The following is a 21,398-nucleotide window of genomic DNA, read 5'->3' on the forward strand; positions in this document are numbered from 1 at the left end:
CCGCCCCGCCGAAACGACCGGTGCGCGCCGCGTAAGGCCGTCGCGCCGGTGGTCCGGGTTGCCCCGGCGGTGTCGACGCGCGTTCGGCCGCCGCTCGTTGCGCGCGCGGGTGCTGCTGCTGGTCGTGGGTCTGCTCGCGATCGGGCTGTTGGTCAGCGACGCGGTCGTACTCGCGTCGCTGCGCGCGCCCCTGGTGGACCGGGTGGACAACCAACTGCGCTCCGTCGGACGGTTCACGGCCGGCGTACCCCCGCAGTTCCTGGCCGGCTTCGGACAGCCACCGCAACCGTCACGGGCCCCACCACACGACCCGTCGCCGGCCCGACCGCTCGACCTGGTCGGCGACCTGTACATCGCCTATCTGGCCCCGGACGGCCGGATCGAGCAGAGCGGTCGGGCCGGCGCGCACCGAGACGATCCGCCCCCGACGCCACCGACCCTGAACACCGCGGCGATCGGGCGGCGGGCCGGGCGTCCGTTCGACCTGCGTGCCGACGACGGCACCCCGTGGCGAGTGCTCGCGCTGCCCCGTACCACCGGCAACCCCGGCTCGGGCCTGCTGGTCGCGGCCTCGCTCGACGAGGTGGACGCGACCGTGCACCGGGTGCGGTCGGTGTGCCTGGTCATCACGGCCGCGACGCTCGCCCTGCTCACGCTGCTCGGCTTCTTCGCGGTCAAGGCCGGGCTGCGCCCCCTGCGCCGGATCGAGGAGACGTCCGTGGCCATCGCCGGCGGCGACCTGGGCCGCCGGGTGCCGGACACCGCCGGGCCCGACACCGAGATCGGGCGCCTGAGCAGCTCACTCAACGGCATGCTCGCGCAGATCGAGACCGCGGTCGCCGCGCGCGCCGCGTCGGAGGCCACGCTGCGCCGGTTCGTCGCCGACGCGAGCCACGAACTGCGCACCCCGCTGACCGGGATCAAGGGCCTGACCGAGTTGTACCGCATGGGCGCCCTGCCCGAACGCGCGGACGTGGACCGCGCGATGGACCGGATCGAGCGCGAGTCGACGCGCCTGGGCCGCCTCGTCGAAGACCTGCTGCTGCTCGCCCGTCTCGACGAAGGCGCCGCGTCCGTCCCGGGCGCGGCGCACCTGCGGCCGGAGCCGATGGACCTGCGTTCGCTCGCCGCCGACGCCCTGCACGATCTGCGCGCCCTCGACCCCACGCGACCGGTCCGGCTCACCGGTCCGGACGGCGAAGTGGTAAGCCCGGCACCGACCATGGGTGACGAACGCCGACTGCGCCAAGTGGTCACCAACCTGATCGGCAACACCGTCGCGCACACCCCGGCAGGCACTGCGGTCCGGATCGGAGTGGGTACCACAGCCGACGGCGTGGTCCTCGAAGTGGCGGACGCCGGACCGGGGTTGACGGACGAGCAGGCCCGCCGGGCCTTCGAGCGCTTCTACCGCGCGGACGGCTCGCGCAGCCGAAACACCGGCGCGGGCGCGGGCCTGGGCCTGGCCATCGCCCAATCGCTGGCCCAGGCCCACGGCGGCCGCCTGGAACTCTCCACGGCTCCAGGCGCCGGAGCCACCTTCCGACTGCTCCTCCCCGCCCGCACGGACGACCCACCGACCTGACCCGTATCCACCGCTACGGCCGTCCGTCGTCCCGGCTGCCATCCCCAGGGCCCCTCGCTCAAGATCAGAAATTCGGGCTCTCGGCCGCCCTGGGCTGATCGGACGGGGCTGACCGAGCTGACGGGAACGACATTCCCGGAAGCAGCAGAATTTCTTCGTCGAGTACGAGTACGAATACGAGTAGGTGTAGGTGTAGGTGTACGAGCACAGATACGGGCACGAGTCCCTGGACCTCCGAACGGATGGCGAACGCGCGGGACGCCGAGCTCGATCGATGACCCTTTCCACCCGCCGACCCCGTCACCCGCGTCGCTCGCCTGCGTCGCTCGCCGTGCGTCACCCGCCGTGCGTCACCGGCCGTGCGTCAAGGTGATCGTGGTCCACACTCCGACGTGGATGCGGTCGCCGTGGTGCAGTGTGATCGGGGCGTTGATCGGGATCGGGGCGGCGTTGTCGTTGAGACGGGTGCCGTTCGTGGAGCCCAGGTCGACGAGGGTCCAGGTGCCGGGTTCGCCGAGTAGGGCCGCGTGGCGGAAGGAGACGCCGGGGTCTCCCGGGTCGGACGCCAGGTCGATGTCGTAGGTGCCGCCGCGAGTGGGACTGCTGCGGCCGATCGTGATCCGGGCGGCGGTCAGCTCGATCCGGCGCGGGCGGGGACGCGTGGGGAAGTCGAAGGCGTCGACCACGCCCGGCGCGGAACGGGCCACCGTGGCGTTGTAGTAACCCCGGTCGGCGGCGACGGTGGCGAACCAGCCCGGGGAGTGCCCGCCGGCTTCGTCGACCGTCGACCATCCGCGCGCGCTCGGATCCCAGCGCAGTCGGCGTCCGCGCATCGCGTCGGAGGTGAGGTCGAGAGCGAGGAGGGCCCGACGGGCCTCGGCGGGGGTGTCGGGCGGCAGTTCGACCAGGGTCGCCCGGTCGTGGCCCGGGGAGGGAACCGGATCGAGATCGAGGACGAGGTCGGCGCCGTCACGCCCCCGCCGACGCACCGAGATCCTGGACAGCGCGGCGGCCGCGCTCTCGCCGAGCCGGCCGCCCAGCGACGCGGCGAGTGCGTCCAGGAAGGGCTTGAGCAGCGCACCGGCCCCGGCCGCGGCGACGAGGAGGCCGACGTCGCCCGTACTGTCGACCGTCGGCGCCTGATGGACCCAGCACGCTTCACAAAACCCCGCGGCCGGGTGAACCGGGCGACCACACGTCGGGCACGTCGTGGAGGCGACCGCGACCGGCCGCGTCGGCCGACCGCACTCGTCGCAGTGGTCGCCCGACCTCGACCGGTGCCCCTCCCCGCATACGCGATCCATGTGGCCCCCTCCCCGCGCCGATCCGTTCTCCGTGGACAACCCACCCACCGGCCGCTTCAGCGTGGCCCAGGCGCCCCCTTCGACTCAAGCCGCCCGGCGTGATCGGCGCCGGATAAATGACGGGCCGTCACCCGAACGGGCTCGCTACCCTCGGTGGCATGACCGAAGAGATCGACGTGGTGCGGGAGTGGATCCGGCAGGCCGACGACGGCGTGACCGTGCTGACGGGGGCCGGCATCTCCACCGACTCGGGCATCCCGGACTACCGGGGCCCGCAGGGCGTCTGGACCAAGGATCCCGACGCCGAAAAGCTCGTCACCTACGGCTACTACATGGGCGACGAGGACATCCGGCGGCGCTCGTGGTTGCTGCGCCGCGACAATCCCGCGCGCCTGGCCGGGCCCAACGCCGGTCACGCCGCACTCGTGGACCTCGAACGATGCGGCCGGTTGAACGCGTTGGTCACCCAGAACGTCGACGGTCTGCACCGGCGGGCCGGGAACAGCCCGGAGAAGATCATCGAGCTGCACGGCACGATGTTCTACGTCGTGTGTACCGACTGCGCCACGCAGACCACGCTCGACGCCGCCCTGGAGCGGATCGCCATGGGCGAGGACGACCCGCGCTGCCTGCAGTGCGGCGGCATCCAGAAGACCGCGACGATCATGTTCGGCCAGGGCCTGGACCACGGCGTCCTGGAACGGGCCGCGATGGCGGCGCAGATCGGTGACGCGTTCCTGGCCGTGGGCACCACCCTCCAGGTCGAGCCGGCCGCGTCGCTGTGCCGGGTCGCCCAGGAGTCCGGCGCCAAGCTGGTGATCGTCAACGCGGGCGAGACCCCGTACGACGCGGTCGCCGACGCGGTGATCCGCGAGCCGATCGGCGACGTGCTGCCGGAGCTGGTCAAGGGCCTGTAGTAGTCCGAAGACCGGGCGGGGAACCGAACCGAGAGTCGACCCGAGAGCCGCTACACCCGCGCCGGCTCCTCGTGTTCGTCCTCGTTCGCCGCGGCGTCGAGCGCGGCCAGTTCGGCCTCCAGCTCCTTGGCCTCGCTGCGGATCAGCTTGATGTACATCGACAACAGCGCGAGCGCGAAGAGCCACCACTGCACCGCGTACGCGAGGTGCGGGCCGAGGTCCTCGTCGTCCGGCTCCGGGATCAGCGCGGGGGCCTTGGCCGGCGTCGGGGCCTCGGCGGTCAGTTCGATGTAGCCGCCGAACAGGGGGTGCTGGAGCTTTCGGGCCAGCTCGGGTCCGGAGATCCGCATCACCTGGCCCTCGGGCGTGCTTTTGTCCTGGATGCCGGAGTCCTTGCGGGTCTCGTCCGGGCGCAGCCGACCGGTGACCGTGACCCGGCCGGACGGCGGCGGCGGAACGTCGGGTCGGTCCGTGGCCGAATTCGGGTAGGCCACCCAGCCGCGGTCGACCAGCAGGGTGCGGCCGTCGGCGGTGACGAGCGGGGTCACCACGTAGTAGCCGACCTTGTCGTCCTGCGACCTCCCCCGCGCGAGCACCTGATGATCGGTGTCGTACACGCCCGTCGCGGTCACCTGACGCCATTGCAGGTCACCGGACACCTTCGTGCCCACGGCGAGGATCTCGTCCGCGGGCACGGGCTTGCGCTTGATGTTCGCGCTGATCAGGTCGTTGTGCGCGACCTTGTTCTCGTGGCGGTGGAACTGCCAGAAGCCGAGCTTGACCATGATCGGGATCAACACGACCACGAGCAGGAACATGGCGATCCAGCGCGGCGTCAGCAGGAAGCGGTACACCCGAGCACGGTACTCCTCACAGTGTCCGGTCCGTCCCGCCGGGGGCGACCGGCGCGCCGGCCCCGCCCCGGCTGCCAAGCCGGTACGTATCGGCCCCGATCCACCCGGCCGAGCCCGTACGCACCGGCCCCGACTGTCCCGCGGAGGCCGTACCGACCGGCCCCCGTCGGCTCACCGATGCCGTACGCACCGCCCCCGGTTGCCTCGCCGAGGCCGTACCCACCGCCCCCGGCCGTGTCCCCCGAGCGCCGGGCACACCGCCCACGACCCTCCGCCGACACCCGGACCGAGGCACCACCCGACCACCCGACCACCCCGCCGCCCGGCCGATCCCCGCTGCCCGGCCGATCCCCACCGCGCGCGACCCGCCGACTGCCGCGGGCTCACCGACCCCGCCGCGGCCCCGACCGCCCCGACCCCACCGCCCGCGACCCCACCGCGCGGCCTCGGCGGAGCGATCGAGGCGTTCACCGCCGGCGCCGCCGGCGCAACGCGTCCGGCCGCCCGGTCATCCCGGGCTTCGCCGCCGGGCCCCGCGCCGCGGTCTGGCTCGTGGACGAGCCGGTCGGCGTCCAGGTCACCGTCTCGATGTCCTCGTCCCGGCCGTTGGGCGCGTCGTCGCCGTCTCCGCCTTCACGCGCGGCCCGGTTCTCCCGCGCGTCCTTGTCGCCCTCGCCCGGTCCGCGCGTGTCGTCCGCGTCCGTGCCACCCTCGTCGTCCATCTCGCTCAGCGGCCGGGTCACGTCCTCCAAGGATCGACCCGCCGCCTCCACTCCGAGGAAGATCTCCACGAGCCCCGCCGCGATCATCAGCCCGGCGCCCAGGAAGTAGCCCATCGCGACCTGGGATTCCTTGCCCGTGTCGACCAGCTTCGCGAACAGCAGCGGGCCGATCGCACCGCCGAGCCCGGTACCCACGGCGTAGTAGAACGCGATGGCCAGCGCCCGCGTCTCCATCGGAAAGATCTCGCTGACCGTCAGATACGCCGCACTCGCGCCCGCCGACGCCACGAAGAAGATCACACACCAGCACACGGTCAGGCTCGTCGCGGACAGCGAACCGCCCCGGAACATCAACGCGGTCACGATGAGCAGCACGCCCGACCCGATGTAGCACGCCGACACCATCACCCGCCGACCGATCGTGTCGAACAACCGGCCCAGCACGAGCGGGCCGACGAAACTGCCGATCGCCAGCGGAATGATGTACAGGGGGGCCCGGTTGTCGGCGACGCCGAAGAACTCCTTGAGCACGAGCGCCTGGGTGAAGAAGACGGCGTTGTAGAGGAACGCCTGCCCGATGAACAGCGACAGGCCCAGGATCGAGCGCTTGGGGTACAGCCGAACCATCGCGTGCACGATCTGCCCGAAACCGATGCTGTGCCGCGTGCGGACCTTGATGTAGGTGTCGGCCGCCGGCAGTTCCTTGCCGGTCTCCTTCTCCACTTCCTGCTCGATGCCCGCGACCAGCTTGTCGGCCTCTTCCGCCCGCCCGTGGATGAACATCCACCTCGGCGACTCGGGCACGTTGCGGCGCACCAGCAGGATCACCAGGCCGAACACCGCGCCGAGCCCGAACGCGAGCCGCCAGCCGAGGTTCGCGGAGAACAGGTCCTCGTTCAGCAGCGGGATCGCCAACAGCGCGCCGAACGCCGCGCCCAGCCAGTACGAGCCGTTGATGATCAGGTCGACCCGGCCGCGTACCCGAGCCGGGATCAGTTCGTCGATCGCGGAGTTGATCGCCGCGTACTCGCCGCCGATGCCCGCCCCGGTGAAGAACCGGCACACGAAGAACCACAACGGGTTCATCGAGAAGGCGGTTGCCACGGTCGCCGCGAGATAGAGCGCGAGCGTCATCAGGAAGAGCTTCTTGCGGCCCAGACGGTCCGTCAGATAGCCGAAGAACAGCGCGCCCACGCACGCGCCGATGATGTAGATCGTCGCGGCGAGCCCGATGTCGCCGGTGGTGAGACCGACCCCCGCACCGTCCTCGGTGAGGCGACCGCCGATCGAACCGATGATCGTGACTTCCAGACCGTCCAGAATCCAGACGGTGCCGAGTCCGATCACCACCACCCAGTGCCATTTGGCCCAGGGCAGCCGATCCATCCGGGCCGGGATGTTCGTTCGAACCGTTCCGCCGTCGGCTTGCCCGGCCGAACCAGCCGAACCATCCGAACGAGCCGAGCCGTCCGAGCCGTCCGAGCGATCGGAACCAGCCGAACCGGCCGAACCGTCCGAACGAGCCGAACCGGCCGAACCAGCCGAACCGGCCGCGTCCGCCAAGCCGCCCGTGCGCAAGCTGGCCCGCGATCTCGGCGTGGACCTCGCGACGGTGACCCCTTCGGGTCCGGGCGGGGTCGTCACGCGCGAGGACGTGCACGCCGCCGCGCGCCCGGCCGCCGTGCCCGCCCCCGTCGAGGCGGTGTTCTCGGCGACGGGCACGGGCGAGACGATCGCGGGTGAACGGCGGGTGCCGGTCAAGGGCGTCCGCAAGGCGACCGCGCAGGCCATGGTGGCGAGCGCGTTCTCCGCACCGCACGTCACCGAGTGGGTCACCGTCGACGTGACCCGTACCGTCCGGCTCGTGCGCAAGCTGCGCGAACTGCCGGACTTCGCGGGCATCAAGGTGAGCCCGCTGCTCGTGGTCGCCCGGGCGCTGCTCGTGGCGATCTCCCGGCACCCCGACGTCAACGCGTCGTGGGACGAGCCCAACCAGGAGATCGTGATCCGCGACCGGATCAACCTGGGCATCGCGGCTGCGACGCCGCGCGGGCTGATCGTGCCGAACATCAAGGACGCGGGCGCCAAGAGCCTGGCCGCGCTCGCGACCGCGCTCAACGAACTGGTGGCGACCGCCCGGGAAGGGCGGACCTCCCCGGCCGACATGTCGGGCGGCACGGTCACGATCACCAACGTGGGCGTGTTCGGAGTGGACGGCGGTACGCCCATCCTCAACCCGGGCGAGGCCGCGATCCTGGCGGTCGGCGCGATCCGTGAGCAGCCGTGGGTACACAAGGGCAAGGTCAAGCCCCGGCACGTGACCACGCTGTCGCTGTCGTTCGACCACCGCATGGTCGACGGCGAACTGGGCTCTCGGGTCCTGGCCGACATCGCCGAGATGCTGGAGCGACCCAAGTTGCTGTTCGTGCGCGGCTGATCCCTCGGCGGTCGCGTCCGCCGGTGGAACACGCTTCGGACCGGGCCCCGAGTGGGCCCGGTCTGTCGTGTTTTCGGACCTTCCCTTAAAGTGCTTGTACTGTGAAGCCATCTGTGAGCACAGTCCCGTCCCGCCCCGGTGGGGCCATCGCCTGGGCGATGTGGGCGGTGGCGGCTTCCGTATACGTGGTCGCGGTGTTCCACCGCAGCAGCCTCGGTGTCGCCGGGATCGACGCGCAGGAGCGATTCGGTGTCTCGGCCTCACAGCTCTCGCTGTTCCCGATGCTGCAACTGCTCGTCTACGCGGGCCTACAGATACCCGTCGGCGCGCTGACCGACCGGTTCGGGGCCAAGCGGGTCCTCGCGGTGGGGCTCGTGCTCATGACGGCGGGTCAGTTCACCTTCGCGTTCGCGCACGGCTTCACGGGCGCGGTGTTCGCGCGGCTCCTCGTCGGTACGGGCGACGCGATGACGTTCGTGAGCGTGCTGCGGGTGGTCTCGGTGTGGTTCCCCGCGCACCGGGCGGCCGTGCTCACCCAGTTGACCGCGCTGCTCGGGATGGCCGGCAACCTCGCGAGCGCGACACCACTGGCCGGCGCGCTGCACGCGTTCGGCTGGAGCAAGACCTTCGCGGTCTCCGCCGGGGCCGGCGTCGTGGTGCTGCTCGTGGTGCTGCTCGTGCTGCGGGACGCGCCCGGCGGCGCGCCGCGAGTACGACCCGTCGACGGGCCGAGCATGCGCTCGCAGGTGCGCGAGGCGTGGGCCGAGCCCGGCACCAGGCTCGGGCTGTGGGCGCACTGGGTGTGCGGCTTCATGCCACAGACCTTCCTGATGCTGTGGGGCTTCCCCTTCCTGGTCGAGGGCCAAGGTCTGTCCAAGGGCACCGCGAGCACGCTGCTGAGCGTGGTGATCGTGATCAACATGGTCGCGTGCGTGGTGGTCGGTCCGCTGGTGACCCGCCGGCCGCGCAGCAGGTTGCCGCTGTGCATCGGGATGCCGGTGCTCGCCGGCGTGCTGTGGGCGGCGGTGCTCATACCCGCCGACCCGGCGCCGATGTGGCTGCTCGTGCTGCTCGCGTTGGTGATCGGCCCGGGCGGCGCGCTGTCTCTGGTGGGCATGGAGTTCGCCCGCGAGGGCAATTCGCCGCGGCGCCTGGGCACCGTGTCGGGCATCGTCAACGTCGGCGGGTTCGCCGCCGCGACGCTGTGCCTGTTCGCGATCGGCCTGGTCCTGGACCTGGTCGACCCGGGCGAGGGCGCGCACAGCCTGGACGCGTTCCGCGTCGCGATGGCGGTGCAGGTCGTGCCACTGCTGCTGGGCGTCGTACAGGTCGCGCGCTACGCCCGCAAGGTCGAGGCCGCCGGCCGGCCGCGCGCGAGCGGCTGCGTCGTGGCCGGGCGCACGCCGGAGCGGGAGACCGTGTCCGACCTCGGCTGACGCCGTGACGACCCGGCCGGGCCCCGGGGCTTCACGGCTTCTCGACCAGGGCCTCGACGCCCTTGTTCAAGGCGTCTGCTCAGGGCGTCACAGCCATGCTGTCCAGGATCCGGTGCCCGAGGTCGGGGTCGCCCTCGATCTTCACGTCGGCCCGATGCGTGGGCACCCGCCCGCACATCAGTCGCACGAACGTCTCCCAGTCGGTGGACAGGGCCACCAGCGGCCCCAGCGGCACCCGACCGTCCAGCCGGGCCCGACCGTCCTCGCCCACCGTGATCGTGCGCATGAACTCGACCGGCCCGCTCACGTCGAACACGACCGACGCGCCGGCGGGTGCCTTCGCGTCCTTGGCCACCACCCGGGGCAGCGCCGCGAGGAGGAAGTCACGCGTGATCAGCGCCGCCGGCGAGTCCAGGTTGCCCGGCACCCCGATCGCCCGACGCACGTCCTGCTCGTGCGCCCACACGTCGAACACGCGCTGGGCCAGCAGGAAGCGATAGGTCACGCTGCGGCCCATCATGCCGCGCACCTCGTCCTCCGGCGCCAGGTCGGCCTCGTCGAGCATCCGGCGCCGGCGCAGGATCACGTATTCCAGCTCACCGGTCATCTCGGGCGAGGTGTGGCAGCGCCGCACGTCCACGGGTATTTCGGCGTAGCGGCCGAACTCGTCGTGCACGTGCACGAGATCGCGCGGCAGGGTGTGGATCGGGCGCGGGTCGCCCAGGAGTTCGAGTTCGATCCCGATGATGTGGGACACGATGTCGCGCACCGACCAGCCGGGGCACTCGGTCGGGCTGCTCCACCGGCCCTCGGTCAGGGGCGAGACCAGATCTTTGAGGGAACGTACCGAGTGTTCCCAGGCATCGACGTGCGTTTTCAGGTCGTTGGTCACGTAGTACCTCGTTGTCGCTGCGTCACCGGTCGGCGGACGGACGCGACCGCTGCTGAGCCGTGGTCCTGGATCCTGGCAGGCACGTTACGCTGCCAAAGTTCCTGCGGTCATCCCGTTCGCGGGAAGCAAGCGGTGTAGGTGAGGGAAAGTGCGCGTTTCGCTCGTCCAACTCGACGTCGACCCGGCCGTGCCCGCCGAGGATCGGCTGGCCGAGGTCTCGGCTCTGGTGCGCAGTCGCCGCGGTGACCACTTCGTGGTGTTGCCCGAGTTGTGGCTGCATACCGGGTGGGTCTACGACGGCTGGGAAGGCGGTGCCGAAGGCGTGCACGGCCCGGTCGCGCAGGCGATGGCACGCGCCGCGCGCGACGCCGGCGTGTGGTTGCACGCCGGCAGCATCATCGAGCGTGGCGCCGACGCGAATCTGTACAACACGTCGCTCGTCTTCGATCCCGACGGCGCGCTGCGCGGCACGTATCGCAAGATCCACCGCTTCGGCTTCACCGGCGGCGAGGCGACGCTGATCTCCCGCGGCACCGAAACAGCGCAGGTCCGCACGCCGTGGGCCGAGGTGGGCCTGGCCACGTGCTACGACCTGCGCTTCCCGGAGATGTTCCGGCGCATCCTCGACGCCGGCGCCGAGGTGCTGGTGATCCCGGCCGCGTGGCCGGCCCGCCGGGTGGAGCACTGGCGGGTGTTGGCCCGGGCCCGGGCCATCGAGAACCAGATGTTCGTGCTCGCCTGCAACACGACGGGCAGCCAGGGCGGCCAAGCGATGGGCGGCCACAGCATGGTGATCGACCCGTGGGGCGAGATCGTCGCCGAAGCCGGCACCGGACAGATGGTGTTGACCGCCGAGATCGACCCGGCTCTGGTGGCCAAGACCCGAGAGGACTTCCCCGTCCTGCGCAACCGGGTGTTCTGAGCTCGCGGCTCAGTCCTCGTCGGCGCTCAGGCGATCCACGCAGACCGCGATCGCGATGATCAGGGCGTGGTCCCAGCCAGGCGCTATGTCGATGCCGTAGGTGTCGCGTACGCGCAGCCACTTGCGGGTGATCTGGGCGACCGGACCGTTCGGCCCGGTGATGCCGTACTCGTGATTGAACATGTCGCCGCGCACGGTGAGTTCGACCCCGATCGCGAGATCGACGTCGAACGCCTCGTGCAGCGGCGTGAACATCTTCTTGCGCACGGTCGCCACCGTCTCGCCGGTGGCGTCCTCGATCTTCATCGTGTGATGGATCGTCACGATCTTCTTCTTCACGGTCGCGAGCACCGTGCCGCCGGCGTCCTTGAGCTCCAGCCGGTCGTGCAGGGTCAGCGCCTTGCCGTCGACGAGGTATACCTTGTCGCCGGATTCCGTCGTGACCCAGAAGTCGTCGCCGATGGCGAACATCTTCTCGCGCACCAGATATCGGCCCGGAGCCACGCCGGGATAGACCTGTGCGTCGTCGTACTCGTCGCCGAACACTGCTGCCTCCACGGTTGCCACGCGTTGTCGGCCAGGATGCCCCCGATCCGGCCGTTCAGTCCCACCCTGCCCAAGCGGGTACCCGGGCGTACGGATACACCCGGTTGGGTGGGGCGCGCCCCGCACACGCCTCGGGCGCGGGCCGCCGGCCGAGTCGGGTGGTTCACTTCGGATCATGAGCAGCACCGCGCGCCGAGCCAGGGTTCGGGCTCCCGAGTTGTCCGGTTCCGGTGGCTGGATCAACACCGAGGGCCCCGGCCCGACGCTGATCGGTCTGCGCGGGCGGATCGTGCTGCTCGACTTCTGGACGTCGGCCTGTGTGAACTGCCACCACGTCCTGGAGGAACTACGCGACATCGAGGAGCGACACCACGACGTACTGACCGTGATCGGCGTCCACTCGCCCAAGTTCGAGCACGAGACCGAGCACGAAACGGTGGTCTGCGCCGTCCGGCGACACGAGCTGCGACACCCGGTCCTGGACGACCCCGAACTGAGCACGTGGAAGCAGTACGCGGTGCGCGCGTGGCCCACTCTGGTGGTCGTGGACCCCGAGGGCTACATCGTCGCGCAGCTGTCCGGCGAGGGTCACGCGGGCGAAATCGAGGCGCTGGTCCGCGAGTTGGTGATCGAGCACGAGGGCAAAGGCACCCTGCGACGCCACGTCCGGGAGTACGACCACTCCGAACCACCGCGCACCGACCTGCGTTTCCCGAGCGCGGTGCTGCGACTGCCCTCGGGAGCCCTGCTCGTCGCCGACACGGGCCACCACTCGCTCGTCGAACTCTCCGACGACGGGCGTACCGTACTGCGCCGGATCGGCACGGGCCGGCGCGGCCTCCTCGACGGCGGCCCACGCCACGCGATGTTCGCCGAACCGCACGGCCTGGCCTTGTTGCCCCCCGAGGTCGCCGCCCACGTGCGCTACGACATCGTCGTCGCGGACACCGTCAACCACGCGCTGCGCGGCGTCTCGCTGGCGACCGGCTCGATTCGCACCGTCGCCGGGACCGGCCGGCAGTGGCGCCGCGGCGCCGACGACTTCGGCGCGGCCCGCGAGATCGACCTCTCCAGCCCGTGGGACGTCGCGTGGTTCGGCGGCCGGATCGTGATCGCGATGGCCGGCGTGCATCAGTTGTGGGAGTTCGACCCGGTGGGCGAAAGCGTCGCCGTGTTGGCCGGGACGACCGACGAGGGCATGGAGGACGGCTCGGTCGACACCGCCGACTTCGCCCAACCGTCGGCCCTGGCGGTCTCGCCGGACCGGCACACGCTGTGGATCGTGGACGCGGAGAGCTCGGCTCTGCGCCGGCTCGTCGACGGCCGGATCGACACCGTGATCGGCCGCGGCCTGTTCGACTTCGGTCTGCGCGACGGACCGGCCGCCCAGGCGCTGCTTCAACACCCGCTGGGCGTCGACGTGTTGCCGGACGAGTCGGTGGTGATCGCGGACACCTACAACGGCGCGTTGCGCCGCTACGACCCCGCCACCGAACTGGTGACGACCCTGCTGAGCAACCTGGCCGAACCCACCGCGGCCGCGGTGGTCGCCGACCTCGACGACGACGTGTACGTCGCCGTGGTCGAGTCCGCGGCCCATCGAGTGCGTCGAACCCGCCTGCCCCCCGGCTGAGTTGCCCACCGCAAGGCACCTCACACGGGGAACGACCGCGGCCCGGAGGGGAGGGGGGAGTCTGCTCCGGGACCGCGGTCGTTGGGGGGGGTGGTGCGGCAATGGTGCGGTCGGTGGTGCGGCGGAAGCCGGCCTCAGCGCCGGTAGTAGCGGCGCGTGGGCCGCTCTTCGACGACCCGCTCTACCGGCGGCTGCTCGACGTAGCCGTCCACCGGGTAGTTGCTCGTCGGACCGGGGTTGAGCATGGTGTTGCGCCGACGCGGGGCCCACACGACGAGGAACATCGCGATGCCGACGACGCCGGCGATCATCAGCACGACTCCGACGATGTCGATGTTGATGCCGGAGGCGTGCCAGTCGGTTGCGAAAGTGAGGATCGCGCCCAGCGCGATCAACAGGATGCCCGCTCCGATGCCCATGAGTCGTCCACTCCGATCCGCTGACGTGCGGCGGGTTTTCGCTGCGCCTGATTGTCTGTCGGCTCGCGCCTACCCGGAGTGTGCCGACCCATGCCGACCGATTCCCGACGCGCTCTCAGCTCTCCAGGAACGCCGCCGCGGCCGACGCCAACAGATGCGGGTCCTCGGCGCCGCACAGCTCGCGCGACGAGTGCATCGACAGGCAGGCCACGCCGACGTCGACGGTCTCGATGCCCAGGCGGGCCGCGGTGATCGGGCCGATGGTGGTGCCGCAACCCATCGAGTTGATGCCGACGAACGTCTGCCACGGCACACCCGCGCGCTCGCACGCCGCGGCCCACACGGCCCGACCACGCGCGTCGGTCGCGTAGCGCTGGTTCGTGTTGACCTTCAGGATCGGGCCGCCGTTGGGCACGGGGTGGTGGCCCGGCTCGTGGCGCCCGACGTAGTTCGGGTGCACGGCGTGGCCGACGTCGCTGGAGAGGTGGAACGAGTCGGCGAACGCGCGGGCGCGCTCGTCGAGCGACCCGCCACGCGAGCTGACGATCCGGGTGAGCACGGTCTCCAGGAGCGGCCCGGCCGCGCCCGTGGTGGACTCGCTCCCGGTCTCCTCGTGGTCGAACGCGCCGAACACGGGGATGTGCGGTACCCCGTCGTGCGCCGCCGCGAGCAGGGCGGCCAGGCCGGCGTGCACCGAGAGCAGGTTGTCCAGGCGGGCCGACGCGAGCAGTTCGCCGTCGCGACCGAGGTAGGCGGGCCTTTGCACGTCGTGGACCATCAGGTCCCAGCCCGCGACCTGCGCCGCGTCGACGCCGACCTCCTCGGCGACGAAGCGGATCAACGCGCCCTCGTCGACCTTGCCCAGACCCCAGATCGGCGTCATGTGCTGCTGCTTGTCCAGTTGCAGGCCCGCCTCGTTGACCTGGCGGTCGAGGTGGATCGCGAGCTGAGGTACGCGCAGGAGCGGCCGGTCCACGAACACCAGGTGCTCGCTGCCGTCGCGCAGCACGATCCGCCCGGACAGGCCCAGGTCGCGGTCGAGCCAGCTGTTGAGCAGAGTCCCGCCGTACAGCTCGACGGCGATCTGGCGCCACCCGGCCGCTCCCGTGTCCGGGTTCGGCTTGACCCGCAGCGTCGGCGAGTCGGTGTGCGCGCCGAGGATCCGGAACCCGCGCGTGGCCTCGGCGCCCTCGGGAACGAACCACGCCACGATCGCGCCACCGCGCAACACGTAGCGCCCACCCACCCCGTCGTCCCACGCGGCCGTCTCCGCGAGCCGCAGAAAGCCCGCGGCGTCGAGCCGCGCGGCCACGTTGGCGGCCGCGTGGTACGGAGACGGACTCACCGCGACGAACTCCATCAGGTCGTCGGTGTGCGTCCGGTCGAAACGGGGCGAGGTCATGCGCACTCCAAGGCTCGCGGTCGATGGACCACGTAGATCGTTTCCGGGTTCTCGGCCTTCGAGACTACGCCCCGCCGCACGCCGGAGGCCGCCTCCCCACACCCCGGAACGCGGGGGTGGGCAGGCGGCCTCGGTTGTCTAGAAAGCAGCTTCGGGCAGGGCCATGATGTCGTTGTCGGTCTGCTCGGTCATCACGCGCCGGGCGGTCAGCAGCGGCAGGACCTCGCGCGCGAAGTGCTTCGCGGCGGCGACCTTGCCCTGATAGAACGCCTGGTCACGGCCCGGCTTGCCGGCCAGCTTGGCCAGCGCCACCGAAGCCTGCCGCAGCAGCAGCCACGACACCACCAGGTCGCCTGCCGCGATCAGCAGGCGCGTGGTGTTCTGGCCGACCTGGTAGATCGAGTCGATCTCCTGCTCGGACGCCATGAGCTGGTTGATCATCGCGGCGACCATGCCCTGGACGTCCTCGGCGGCGGTCGCGAGCAGCTTGACCTCGGCGGCCAGCTCGCCCTCGGCGTGCGCGCCGATGAACTCCTGGATCTCGCCGGCCACGACGGTCAGCGCCTTGCCCTGGTCGCGGACGATCTTGCGGAAGAAGAAGTCCTGGCCCTGGATCGCGGTCGTGCCCTCGTAGAGGGTGTCGATCTTGGCGTCCCGGATGTACTGCTCGATCGGGTATTCCTGGAGGAAGCCCGAGCCGCCGAAGGTCTGGAGCGACTGCGCGAGTTGCTCGTAGGACTTCTCCGAGCCGTAGCCCTTGACGATCGGCAGAAGCAGGTCGTTGACCCGGTCCGCGGTCTCGTCGGGCCTGCCCTCCAACTCGGCGCCGGTGATCCGGTCCTGCCACGACGCGGTGTACAGCACGAGCGCGCGCATGCCCTCGACGTACGCCTTCTGAGTGAGCAGCGAGCGCCGTACATCGGGGTGGTGCGTGATGGACACACGCGGCGCGGCCTTGTTCGTCATCTGCGCGAGGTCGGCGCCCTGGTAGCGCTCCTTCGCGTATTCCAGCGCGTTCAGGTAGCCGGTCGACAGCGTCGCGATGGCCTTCGTGCCGACCATCATCCGGGCGTACTCGATGATCTTGAACATCTGCGCGATGCCGCTGTGCACCTCGCCGACGAGCCATCCCACGGCCGGGACGCCGTGCTCGCCGAAGGTGAGTTCGCAGGTCGTGGAGACCTTGAGGCCCATCTTGTGCTCGACGTTGGTGACGAAGGCACCGTTGCGCTCGCCGAGATCGCCGGTCTCCCGGTCGAAGTGGAACTTGGGGACCACGAACAGCGACAGGCCCTTGGTACCGGCGCCGGCACCCTCCGGGCGCGCGAGCACCAGGTGGATGATGTTCTCGGTCATGTCCTGGTCACCGGAGGTGATGAAGCGCTTGACGCCCTGGATGTGCCAGGTGCCGTCCTCCTGCTCGATCGCCTTGGTACGGCCGGCGCCCACGTCCGAGCCCGCGTCGGGCTCGGTCAGCACCATCGTGGAACCCCACTGACGGTCGACCATGTGGTCTGCGATCTTCTTCTGCTCCTCGGTACCGATCGAGTGCAGCACCTGCGCGAAGTCGGGACCCGCCGCGTACATCCACAGCGCCGGGTTGGCGCCGAGCACGAGCTCCGCGACCGACCAGCGCAGCGAACGCGGGCAGTTGGTGCCACCCATGCTCTCGGGGAGCGCGAGGCGCCACCACTCCGAGTCCATGTACGCCTTGTACGACTTCTTGAAGGCCTCGGGCAGCGTGACCGAGTGGGTCGACGGATCGAACACCGGCGGGTTGCGGTCGCCTTCGGCGAAGGAATCGGCGAGATCGTTGACGGCCAGGCGCTCGACCTCGACGAGGATCGACCTGGCGGTCTCGACGTCCATCTCGGCGAACGGACCCGCGCCGTAGACCTCTTCCCGTCCGAAGACCTCGAACAGGTTGAACTCCAGGTCGCGGAGATTCGACTTGTAGTGACCCATGGAAGGCTCCGCCCGTGTTGATTGCGTCGCCGGCTGTGTGGTGTGGCCGGTCGCGTCGTCTGTTGGCACCGTACCGACGCCATGGTACTGGTCGGTAACATAATGATCGTACCCATGGGTAACTTTTTCAATGCCCCAGAGGTTCCCATCGCGTCGACACGTGATACATGTGACCGTCTCGACGGAGGGCTCAAACCCGGGCCGCGACCCGCTAGCCTCGTCGTGTGTACGGCTACGCAACGGAAGAACCCCAAGCCCGGGCGGAGGCGCCGGCGCTCACCGATGCTGTTCGCGCGTTCGCTACGGGCGTCATGAACGGCGAGGACTTCCAGTCCATCTTCATAGCGTCGAAGGTCTTCTGCCCGAGAGGTGAGCGCCCGGGTTTCCTGGCTCTGCACAACACTCCGGAGCCGGTGATCCCGATGTTCAGCTCGCTGGCGGAGCTGAAGAAGTACGCCGGTGAGGACTCCCGCCACTTCACGGTCACCGGCGCGGAGGTCTTGGACCTGCTGCCCAACGGCTACGGCTTCGTGCTCGACCTCGACGGCGAGCATCGGGTGATGTTCGACGCGAAGGCCATAGAGCAGATGATCGCGTTCGCGATGCGGCGGATGTACGGCTGAGCCGCCGTCACCGGCTGCCGGCCGCCGGGTCGCCGACCGGGTGACCGTTCAGCGGCGGAGGGCTTCGACGGGTTCGATGCGGGCGGCGCGCCAAGCGGGGTAGAGGCCGGCGAGGAGTCCGGTGGCGAGGCCGATCAGGGGCGCGGCGGCGACGGTGGTGGGGTCGATCACCGGGGTCCATTGTCTGGCGGCCGAGGTGGCGACGACGGTGACGGTTCCCAGGCTGGTGCCGACGAGGCCGCCGAGCGCGCCGAGGGTGGCGGATTCGGTGAGGAACTGGCCGGCGATGTGTCGGCCCCGGGCGCCCAGGGCTCTGCGCAGGCCGATCTCGCCGGTGCGTTCCATGACGGCGACGAGTGTGGTGTTGGCGATGCCGACCGCGCCGATGATCAGGCAGATCCCGGCCAACAGCAGGAAGAGCGCGCCGAGGTCGTCGGTGACGTTGTCGCGCAGGGTGCGCGGGTCCGGGGGCGGGATGGGCTTGAACGCCTCGGGGGCGTCGGGGCGCAGGGCGTAGGGGGCTTCGTCGGCGACCTGGCGGGCGGCGCCGATGCGGGTGGTGACGAGCATTTTGGCGCGGTCGCCGGATTCGGGTGGGCCGTAGATCTTTTCGGCGGTGGTGCGGGGGATGAGGACGGACAGGAGGAGGTCGGCCTTGCGGTCCGTGTCGGCGAGCATGCCGATGACGGTGTAGGGGGTGTCGCCGATGAAGAGGGCGGGGGCGGTGTCGAGGGTGGTGATGCCCAGGCGGCTCGCCATGCCTTCGCCGATGACGGCGACGTGTTCGGCGCGGGTGTCGTGGAAGGTGTCGTAGCCGCGGCCGGTGGCCCAGTGGGTGCCCGCGGCCTGGAGGAGACCGGGGGAGGCGGCGACGACGGGGATCTGTTGGCCGCTCGCGTCGCGGCCGACGGGGGCGGCGCGGACGGTGGTGCCGGGGGGCAGGCGCACGGTCCAGTAGACGCCGGCGTGTTCGACGCCGTTGAGGGCGGCGACGCGTTTGTCGGCGTCGGGGGTGAACATCAGGGGCTGGGTCGCCGCGTCCTTGCCGCCGGTGTCCTCGACGGTGACCTCGGTGGCGGTCAGGGCGTTGAAGCGGTCGCCGATCTGGCCGGTGGCGGTGGCGGTCAGGCCGAGGATGGCGACGAAGGTGCCCACGCCCAGGACGGTGCCCAGGGCGGTCAACACCGAGCGGGCGGGGCGTTGGAGCATGCCGGCGAGGGCCTCGGAGAACAGGTCGCGCGGGCGTTGGCGGGAGGGGGTGATCCGTGGGTGCGCGGGGGCTTCCGGGCCGGATTCGAGCATCTCGTCCAGGCTCACGCGACGTTCTCCCGGGTCTCGCTCGGGACGCCGTTGATCGCGGGGGCAACGCTCGTGGCGCCGGCGTCCGTGACGCCTGCGTTGGTGTCGCCTTCGCTCAGGACGCCGTCGCGGATGGCGACGGTGCGTTGGCCGCGGCCGGCGACGGCGTGGTCGTGGGTGATGACCAGGACGGTCATGCCGTCGGTGTGGAGGGTGTCCAGGAGGGTCAGGACGCTTTCGGCGGTGGTGGTGTCGAGGTTGCCGGTGGGTTCGTCGCACAGCAGTAGCGAGGGGCCGGCGGCCAGCGCGCGGGCGATGGCGACGCGTTGACGCTCCCCGCCCGACAAGGTGGTGGGGGTGTGGTGCAGGCGGTGCCCCAGGCCGACCCGCTCCAGGGACTCCCGTGCCGCGGCGGCGCGTTGGGTCCGCGAGCGTTTCCCGCCCTGGTACATCATCGCCAACTCGACGTTCTCCGCCGCCGTCCGATAAGGCAGCAGGTGGAAGGACTGGAAGACGAAACCGATCCGCGACCCGCGCAACGCGGTGCGGTCGCGCTCTTTGAGCGCGCCGGTGTCGATGCCGTCCAGGCGGTACGTCCCCGACGTGGGCCGATCCAGCAGCCCGGCGACGTTGAGGAACGTCGACTTGCCCGACCCCGACGGACCGGTGATCGTCACGTACTCCCCACGCTCCACCACCAGATCGCACGGCCGCAGCGCCGGCACCGGCGGCGGCCCGGGATAGGTCAGGCCCACCCCCGTGAACTCCACCACGGCCTCGCCCGGTCCCTCCCGCGTCACGACCGCGGACCACTCTGCGGAAGGCCCACGACCGGACCGCCCTTGTCGCCGTTGCCGCCTGTCGAGGACGCGTCCTTGCGGGCGGCGCCGACCACGACCCGATCACCGTCGGCCAGCGCCGCACCGCCCACCGGCGCGACCTCCACGTAACCGTCCCCGGACGTACCCGGCCGCACCTCCACCCGACGCCGAACCCCCGCCGAGTCCACCACCGTCACCACCGTGCGCCCGTCCGCCCCCGCCGAGACCGCCGACAACGGCACCACCAGTACCGGACCACCCGACGTCGCGGCCTCGACCGTCAACCGCACGTCCTGGCCGGCCGACTTCGGGTCCAACGCCTCCGAGGGCGCCACGATCACCTCGTAGCCCCGACCGCTCGCCACCCCGGCCGAGGCGCTGCCCTGCTGCGACCCCTGACCGCCCTCCGATCCCGGCGAGGCCCCGGAATCCGGCGCGTCCGCGACCGAGCGCACCTCGCCGGTCGCCTCGACCCCCGACAACTCGGCCAGGATCCGCACCTTCGACCCGGGCCGCACCAGGCCCTTGTCGCTCGGCGACAACTGCCCGCGCACGACCAGGTCACCCGCCGACACCGTCAGCGCCTTCTCCTTGACCTCGCCGCCCACCGCGACGTGCACCGCGTCCACCCGTGCCGGGAACCGCGACAGGAACACCACCTCGCCGGCCGGCAGCATCGCGCCCGACTTCGCCTTCAACGCCGAGAGCGCGTCCTTCGCCTTGGCCAGATCCTCGGTCGCGTACCGCACCTGCTGCTCGGCGGCCTTCGTCCCGCCCTGCCCGCCCGACTTGTCGGCGGGCTTGTCGGCGGCCTTGTCACCGGCGGGCGGCGCGGTCGACCCGGCACCCCCCGCGCTCGCGGCCCCGCCCGAAGGCGCCGCACCCGCGGCCGAGGCATCCCTCGCCGCCCGCAACGCGTCCTTCGCCTGCGACAGCGACCGCTCCAGGCCCGTGACCCGCTCCTCGGCGGCCTTGATCGCCTCGTCCCCGCCTTCGCCCGCCGCCGGCGCGTCGTAGCCGGCGCCCTTGTAGAACGCGGCCACCGCAGCCCTCGTCCCCGCCCCGTACACGCCCGCCTTGTCCGAGCCGACCTCGTGCCCCAAGCCCTTGAGAGCCGCCTGCAACTGCTCGACGTCGCGCCCCTCGCTGCCGGGCTTGAGATCGCGATACACCGGCAACTCCCCCGGCAACACGAACACCGGCCGCCCGGACACCTCGATCAACACCCGACCGGGCTCCAACGCGTCCCCCGCCTTGACCCGAACCCCGGTCACCACCGGCTTCGCGCCGCCCCCACCGTCCTTGCCGCCGGCCACCGACACCCGCGGCGACACCGCCACCGTCTGACCCGCCACCACCGTCCCCCGCAACACCACCGTGTCCGAGAGCACCCGCCGCTCCACCACCGCCGAAATCACCGAGGCCGCAGGCGCCTTCGCCTCCGCCGCCTTCTCCCCCGGCGACTTCACGAACCGCGCCGCGCCCACCCCACCGGCGCCCAGCAAAACTGCTGCCGCGACGGTCATCAAAAGCCTTCGCCGTCGCTTCACGGTGGCGGATGCCGGGCCCGGGACCCGACTGTCTCCGGGCTCGGCATGCGGAACGGAATCACCGGGCATCG

The 21,398-nt window shown here is 71.1% G+C and carries 16 protein-coding genes and 2 pseudogenes; 7 read left to right on the forward strand and 11 right to left on the reverse strand.

The window, feature by feature from the left end:
* Positions 1-1,585, forward strand: a 1,585-nt coding sequence (locus GT354_RS51005) for a HAMP domain-containing sensor histidine kinase (RefSeq protein ID WP_346011873.1), incomplete at its 5' end; no start/stop codon positions are given.
* Positions 1,586-1,935: 350 nt separating this feature from the next.
* Here the strand turns inward: GT354_RS51005 and GT354_RS51010 are convergent.
* The gene (locus GT354_RS51010) at positions 1,936-2,889 is read right to left on the reverse strand and encodes an FHA domain-containing protein (protein WP_161355034.1); all 954 of its coding nucleotides are present in this window, start codon (positions 2,887-2,889) and stop codon (positions 1,936-1,938) included.
* A gap of 158 nt (positions 2,890-3,047) precedes the next feature.
* Here GT354_RS51010 and GT354_RS51015 point away from each other — a divergent pair, with 158 nt between their 5' ends.
* A complete protein-coding gene (locus GT354_RS51015) occupies positions 3,048-3,806 on the forward strand; it encodes a Sir2 family NAD-dependent protein deacetylase (protein ID WP_161355033.1) in 759 nt (252 codons plus the stop codon).
* A gap of 50 nt (positions 3,807-3,856) precedes the next feature.
* On the opposite strand, the gene GT354_RS51020 is transcribed toward GT354_RS51015, so the two are convergent.
* Positions 3,857-4,660 carry an SURF1 family protein gene (locus tag GT354_RS51020; protein ID WP_346011872.1) on the reverse strand — a complete coding sequence of 268 codons (804 nt, stop codon included), beginning with the start codon at positions 4,658-4,660 and terminating at the stop codon, positions 3,857-3,859.
* Positions 4,661-5,127: 467 nt separating this feature from the next.
* The gene (locus tag GT354_RS51025) at positions 5,128-6,768 is read right to left on the reverse strand and encodes an MFS transporter (protein WP_161355032.1); all 1,641 of its coding nucleotides are present in this window, start codon (positions 6,766-6,768) and stop codon (positions 5,128-5,130) included.
* A gap of 172 nt (positions 6,769-6,940) precedes the next feature.
* On the opposite strand from GT354_RS51025, the pseudogene GT354_RS51030 reads away from it, so the two are divergent.
* A pseudogene (locus GT354_RS51030) lies at positions 6,941-7,819 on the forward strand (dihydrolipoamide acetyltransferase family protein); the annotation flags it as partial.
* A 113-nt stretch (positions 7,820-7,932) separates the two neighbouring features.
* A complete protein-coding gene (locus GT354_RS51035) occupies positions 7,933-9,255 on the forward strand; it encodes an MFS transporter (protein WP_346012537.1) in 1,323 nt (440 codons plus the stop codon).
* Positions 9,256-9,334: 79 nt separating this feature from the next.
* Here GT354_RS51035 and GT354_RS51040 read toward each other — a convergent pair whose 3' ends face one another.
* Complete coding sequence (locus GT354_RS51040) at positions 9,335-10,147, reverse strand: maleylpyruvate isomerase family mycothiol-dependent enzyme (RefSeq protein WP_161365160.1); 813 nt, start codon at positions 10,145-10,147, stop codon at positions 9,335-9,337.
* Between the two features lie 148 nt (positions 10,148-10,295).
* On the opposite strand from GT354_RS51040, the gene GT354_RS51045 reads away from it, so the two are divergent.
* Positions 10,296-11,069 carry a carbon-nitrogen family hydrolase gene (locus tag GT354_RS51045; protein WP_161365162.1) on the forward strand — a complete coding sequence of 258 codons (774 nt, stop codon included), beginning with the start codon at positions 10,296-10,298 and terminating at the stop codon, positions 11,067-11,069.
* A gap of 9 nt (positions 11,070-11,078) precedes the next feature.
* Here the strand turns inward: GT354_RS51045 and GT354_RS51050 are convergent, their stop codons facing one another.
* Entirely contained in the window at positions 11,079-11,636 is a 558-nt protein-coding gene (locus GT354_RS51050; protein WP_346012538.1) for an LURP-one-related family protein, read from the reverse strand.
* A gap of 154 nt (positions 11,637-11,790) precedes the next feature.
* Here GT354_RS51050 and GT354_RS51055 point away from each other — a divergent pair.
* Positions 11,791-13,239: pseudogene (locus GT354_RS51055) on the forward strand (thioredoxin-like domain-containing protein); the annotation flags it as partial.
* A gap of 143 nt (positions 13,240-13,382) precedes the next feature.
* Here GT354_RS51055 and GT354_RS51060 read toward each other — a convergent pair.
* The 3 genes from GT354_RS51060 to GT354_RS51070 form a co-directional block, all read right to left on the reverse strand.
* Entirely contained in the window at positions 13,383-13,667 is a 285-nt protein-coding gene (locus GT354_RS51060; RefSeq protein ID WP_161365167.1) for a hypothetical protein, read from the reverse strand.
* 115 nt (positions 13,668-13,782) lie between these two features.
* Entirely contained in the window at positions 13,783-15,069 is a 1,287-nt protein-coding gene (locus GT354_RS51065) for a M18 family aminopeptidase (protein ID WP_161365169.1), read from the reverse strand.
* Between the two features lie 138 nt (positions 15,070-15,207).
* Positions 15,208-17,034 carry an acyl-CoA dehydrogenase gene (locus tag GT354_RS51070; RefSeq protein WP_161365171.1) on the reverse strand — a complete coding sequence of 609 codons (1,827 nt, stop codon included), beginning with the start codon at positions 17,032-17,034 and terminating at the stop codon, positions 15,208-15,210.
* 224 nt (positions 17,035-17,258) lie between these two features.
* Here GT354_RS51070 and GT354_RS51075 point away from each other — a divergent pair, with 224 nt between their 5' ends.
* Positions 17,259-17,657 carry an SseB family protein gene (locus GT354_RS51075; RefSeq protein ID WP_161365173.1) on the forward strand — a complete coding sequence of 133 codons (399 nt, stop codon included), beginning with the start codon at positions 17,259-17,261 and terminating at the stop codon, positions 17,655-17,657.
* 48 nt (positions 17,658-17,705) lie between these two features.
* On the opposite strand, the gene GT354_RS51080 is transcribed toward GT354_RS51075, so the two are convergent.
* Genes GT354_RS51080 through GT354_RS51090 form a run of 3 tightly spaced genes read right to left on the reverse strand, consistent with a single transcriptional unit; the run spans position 17,706 to position 21,303 of the window.
* A complete protein-coding gene (locus tag GT354_RS51080; protein ID WP_161365188.1) occupies positions 17,706-18,959 on the reverse strand; it encodes an ABC transporter permease in 1,254 nt (417 codons plus the stop codon).
* An 11-nt stretch (positions 18,960-18,970) separates the two neighbouring features.
* A complete protein-coding gene (locus tag GT354_RS51085) occupies positions 18,971-19,756 on the reverse strand; it encodes an ABC transporter ATP-binding protein (RefSeq protein WP_346012539.1) in 786 nt (261 codons plus the stop codon).
* A complete protein-coding gene (locus GT354_RS51090; RefSeq protein WP_161365175.1) occupies positions 19,753-21,303 on the reverse strand; it encodes a peptidoglycan-binding protein in 1,551 nt (516 codons plus the stop codon). Before GT354_RS51090 ends, GT354_RS51085 begins: the two co-directional genes overlap by 4 nt.
* Between the last annotated feature and the right edge of the window lie 95 nt (positions 21,304-21,398).

Origin of the sequence: Streptomyces sp. SID3343 (assembly GCF_009865215.1) — a bacterium.
Classification (GTDB): domain Bacteria; phylum Actinomycetota; class Actinomycetes; order Streptomycetales; family Streptomycetaceae; genus Embleya.

What these genes read in the sequence shown, in the direction of transcription:
- GT354_RS51070 (WP_161365171.1), bottom strand. Translation starts at nt 17,034, where the DNA reads ATGGGTCACTACAAGTCGAATCTCCGCGACCTGGAGTTCAACCTGTTC.
- GT354_RS51060 (WP_161365167.1), bottom strand. Translation starts at nt 13,667, where the DNA reads ATGGGCATCGGAGCGGGCATCCTGTTGATCGCGCTGGGCGCGATCCTC.
- GT354_RS51015 (WP_161355033.1), top strand. Translation starts at nt 3,048, where the DNA reads ATGACCGAAGAGATCGACGTGGTGCGGGAGTGGATCCGGCAGGCCGAC.
- GT354_RS51090 (WP_161365175.1), bottom strand. Translation starts at nt 21,303, where the DNA reads ATGACCGTCGCGGCAGCAGTTTTGCTGGGCGCCGGTGGGGTGGGCGCG.
- GT354_RS51065 (WP_161365169.1), bottom strand. Translation starts at nt 15,069, where the DNA reads ATGACCTCGCCCCGTTTCGACCGGACGCACACCGACGACCTGATGGAG.
- GT354_RS51025 (WP_161355032.1), bottom strand. Translation starts at nt 6,768, where the DNA reads ATGGATCGGCTGCCCTGGGCCAAATGGCACTGGGTGGTGGTGATCGGA.
- GT354_RS51080 (WP_161365188.1), bottom strand. Translation starts at nt 18,959, where the DNA reads ATGCTCGAATCCGGCCCGGAAGCCCCCGCGCACCCACGGATCACCCCC.
- GT354_RS51010 (WP_161355034.1), bottom strand. Translation starts at nt 2,889, where the DNA reads ATGGATCGCGTATGCGGGGAGGGGCACCGGTCGAGGTCGGGCGACCAC.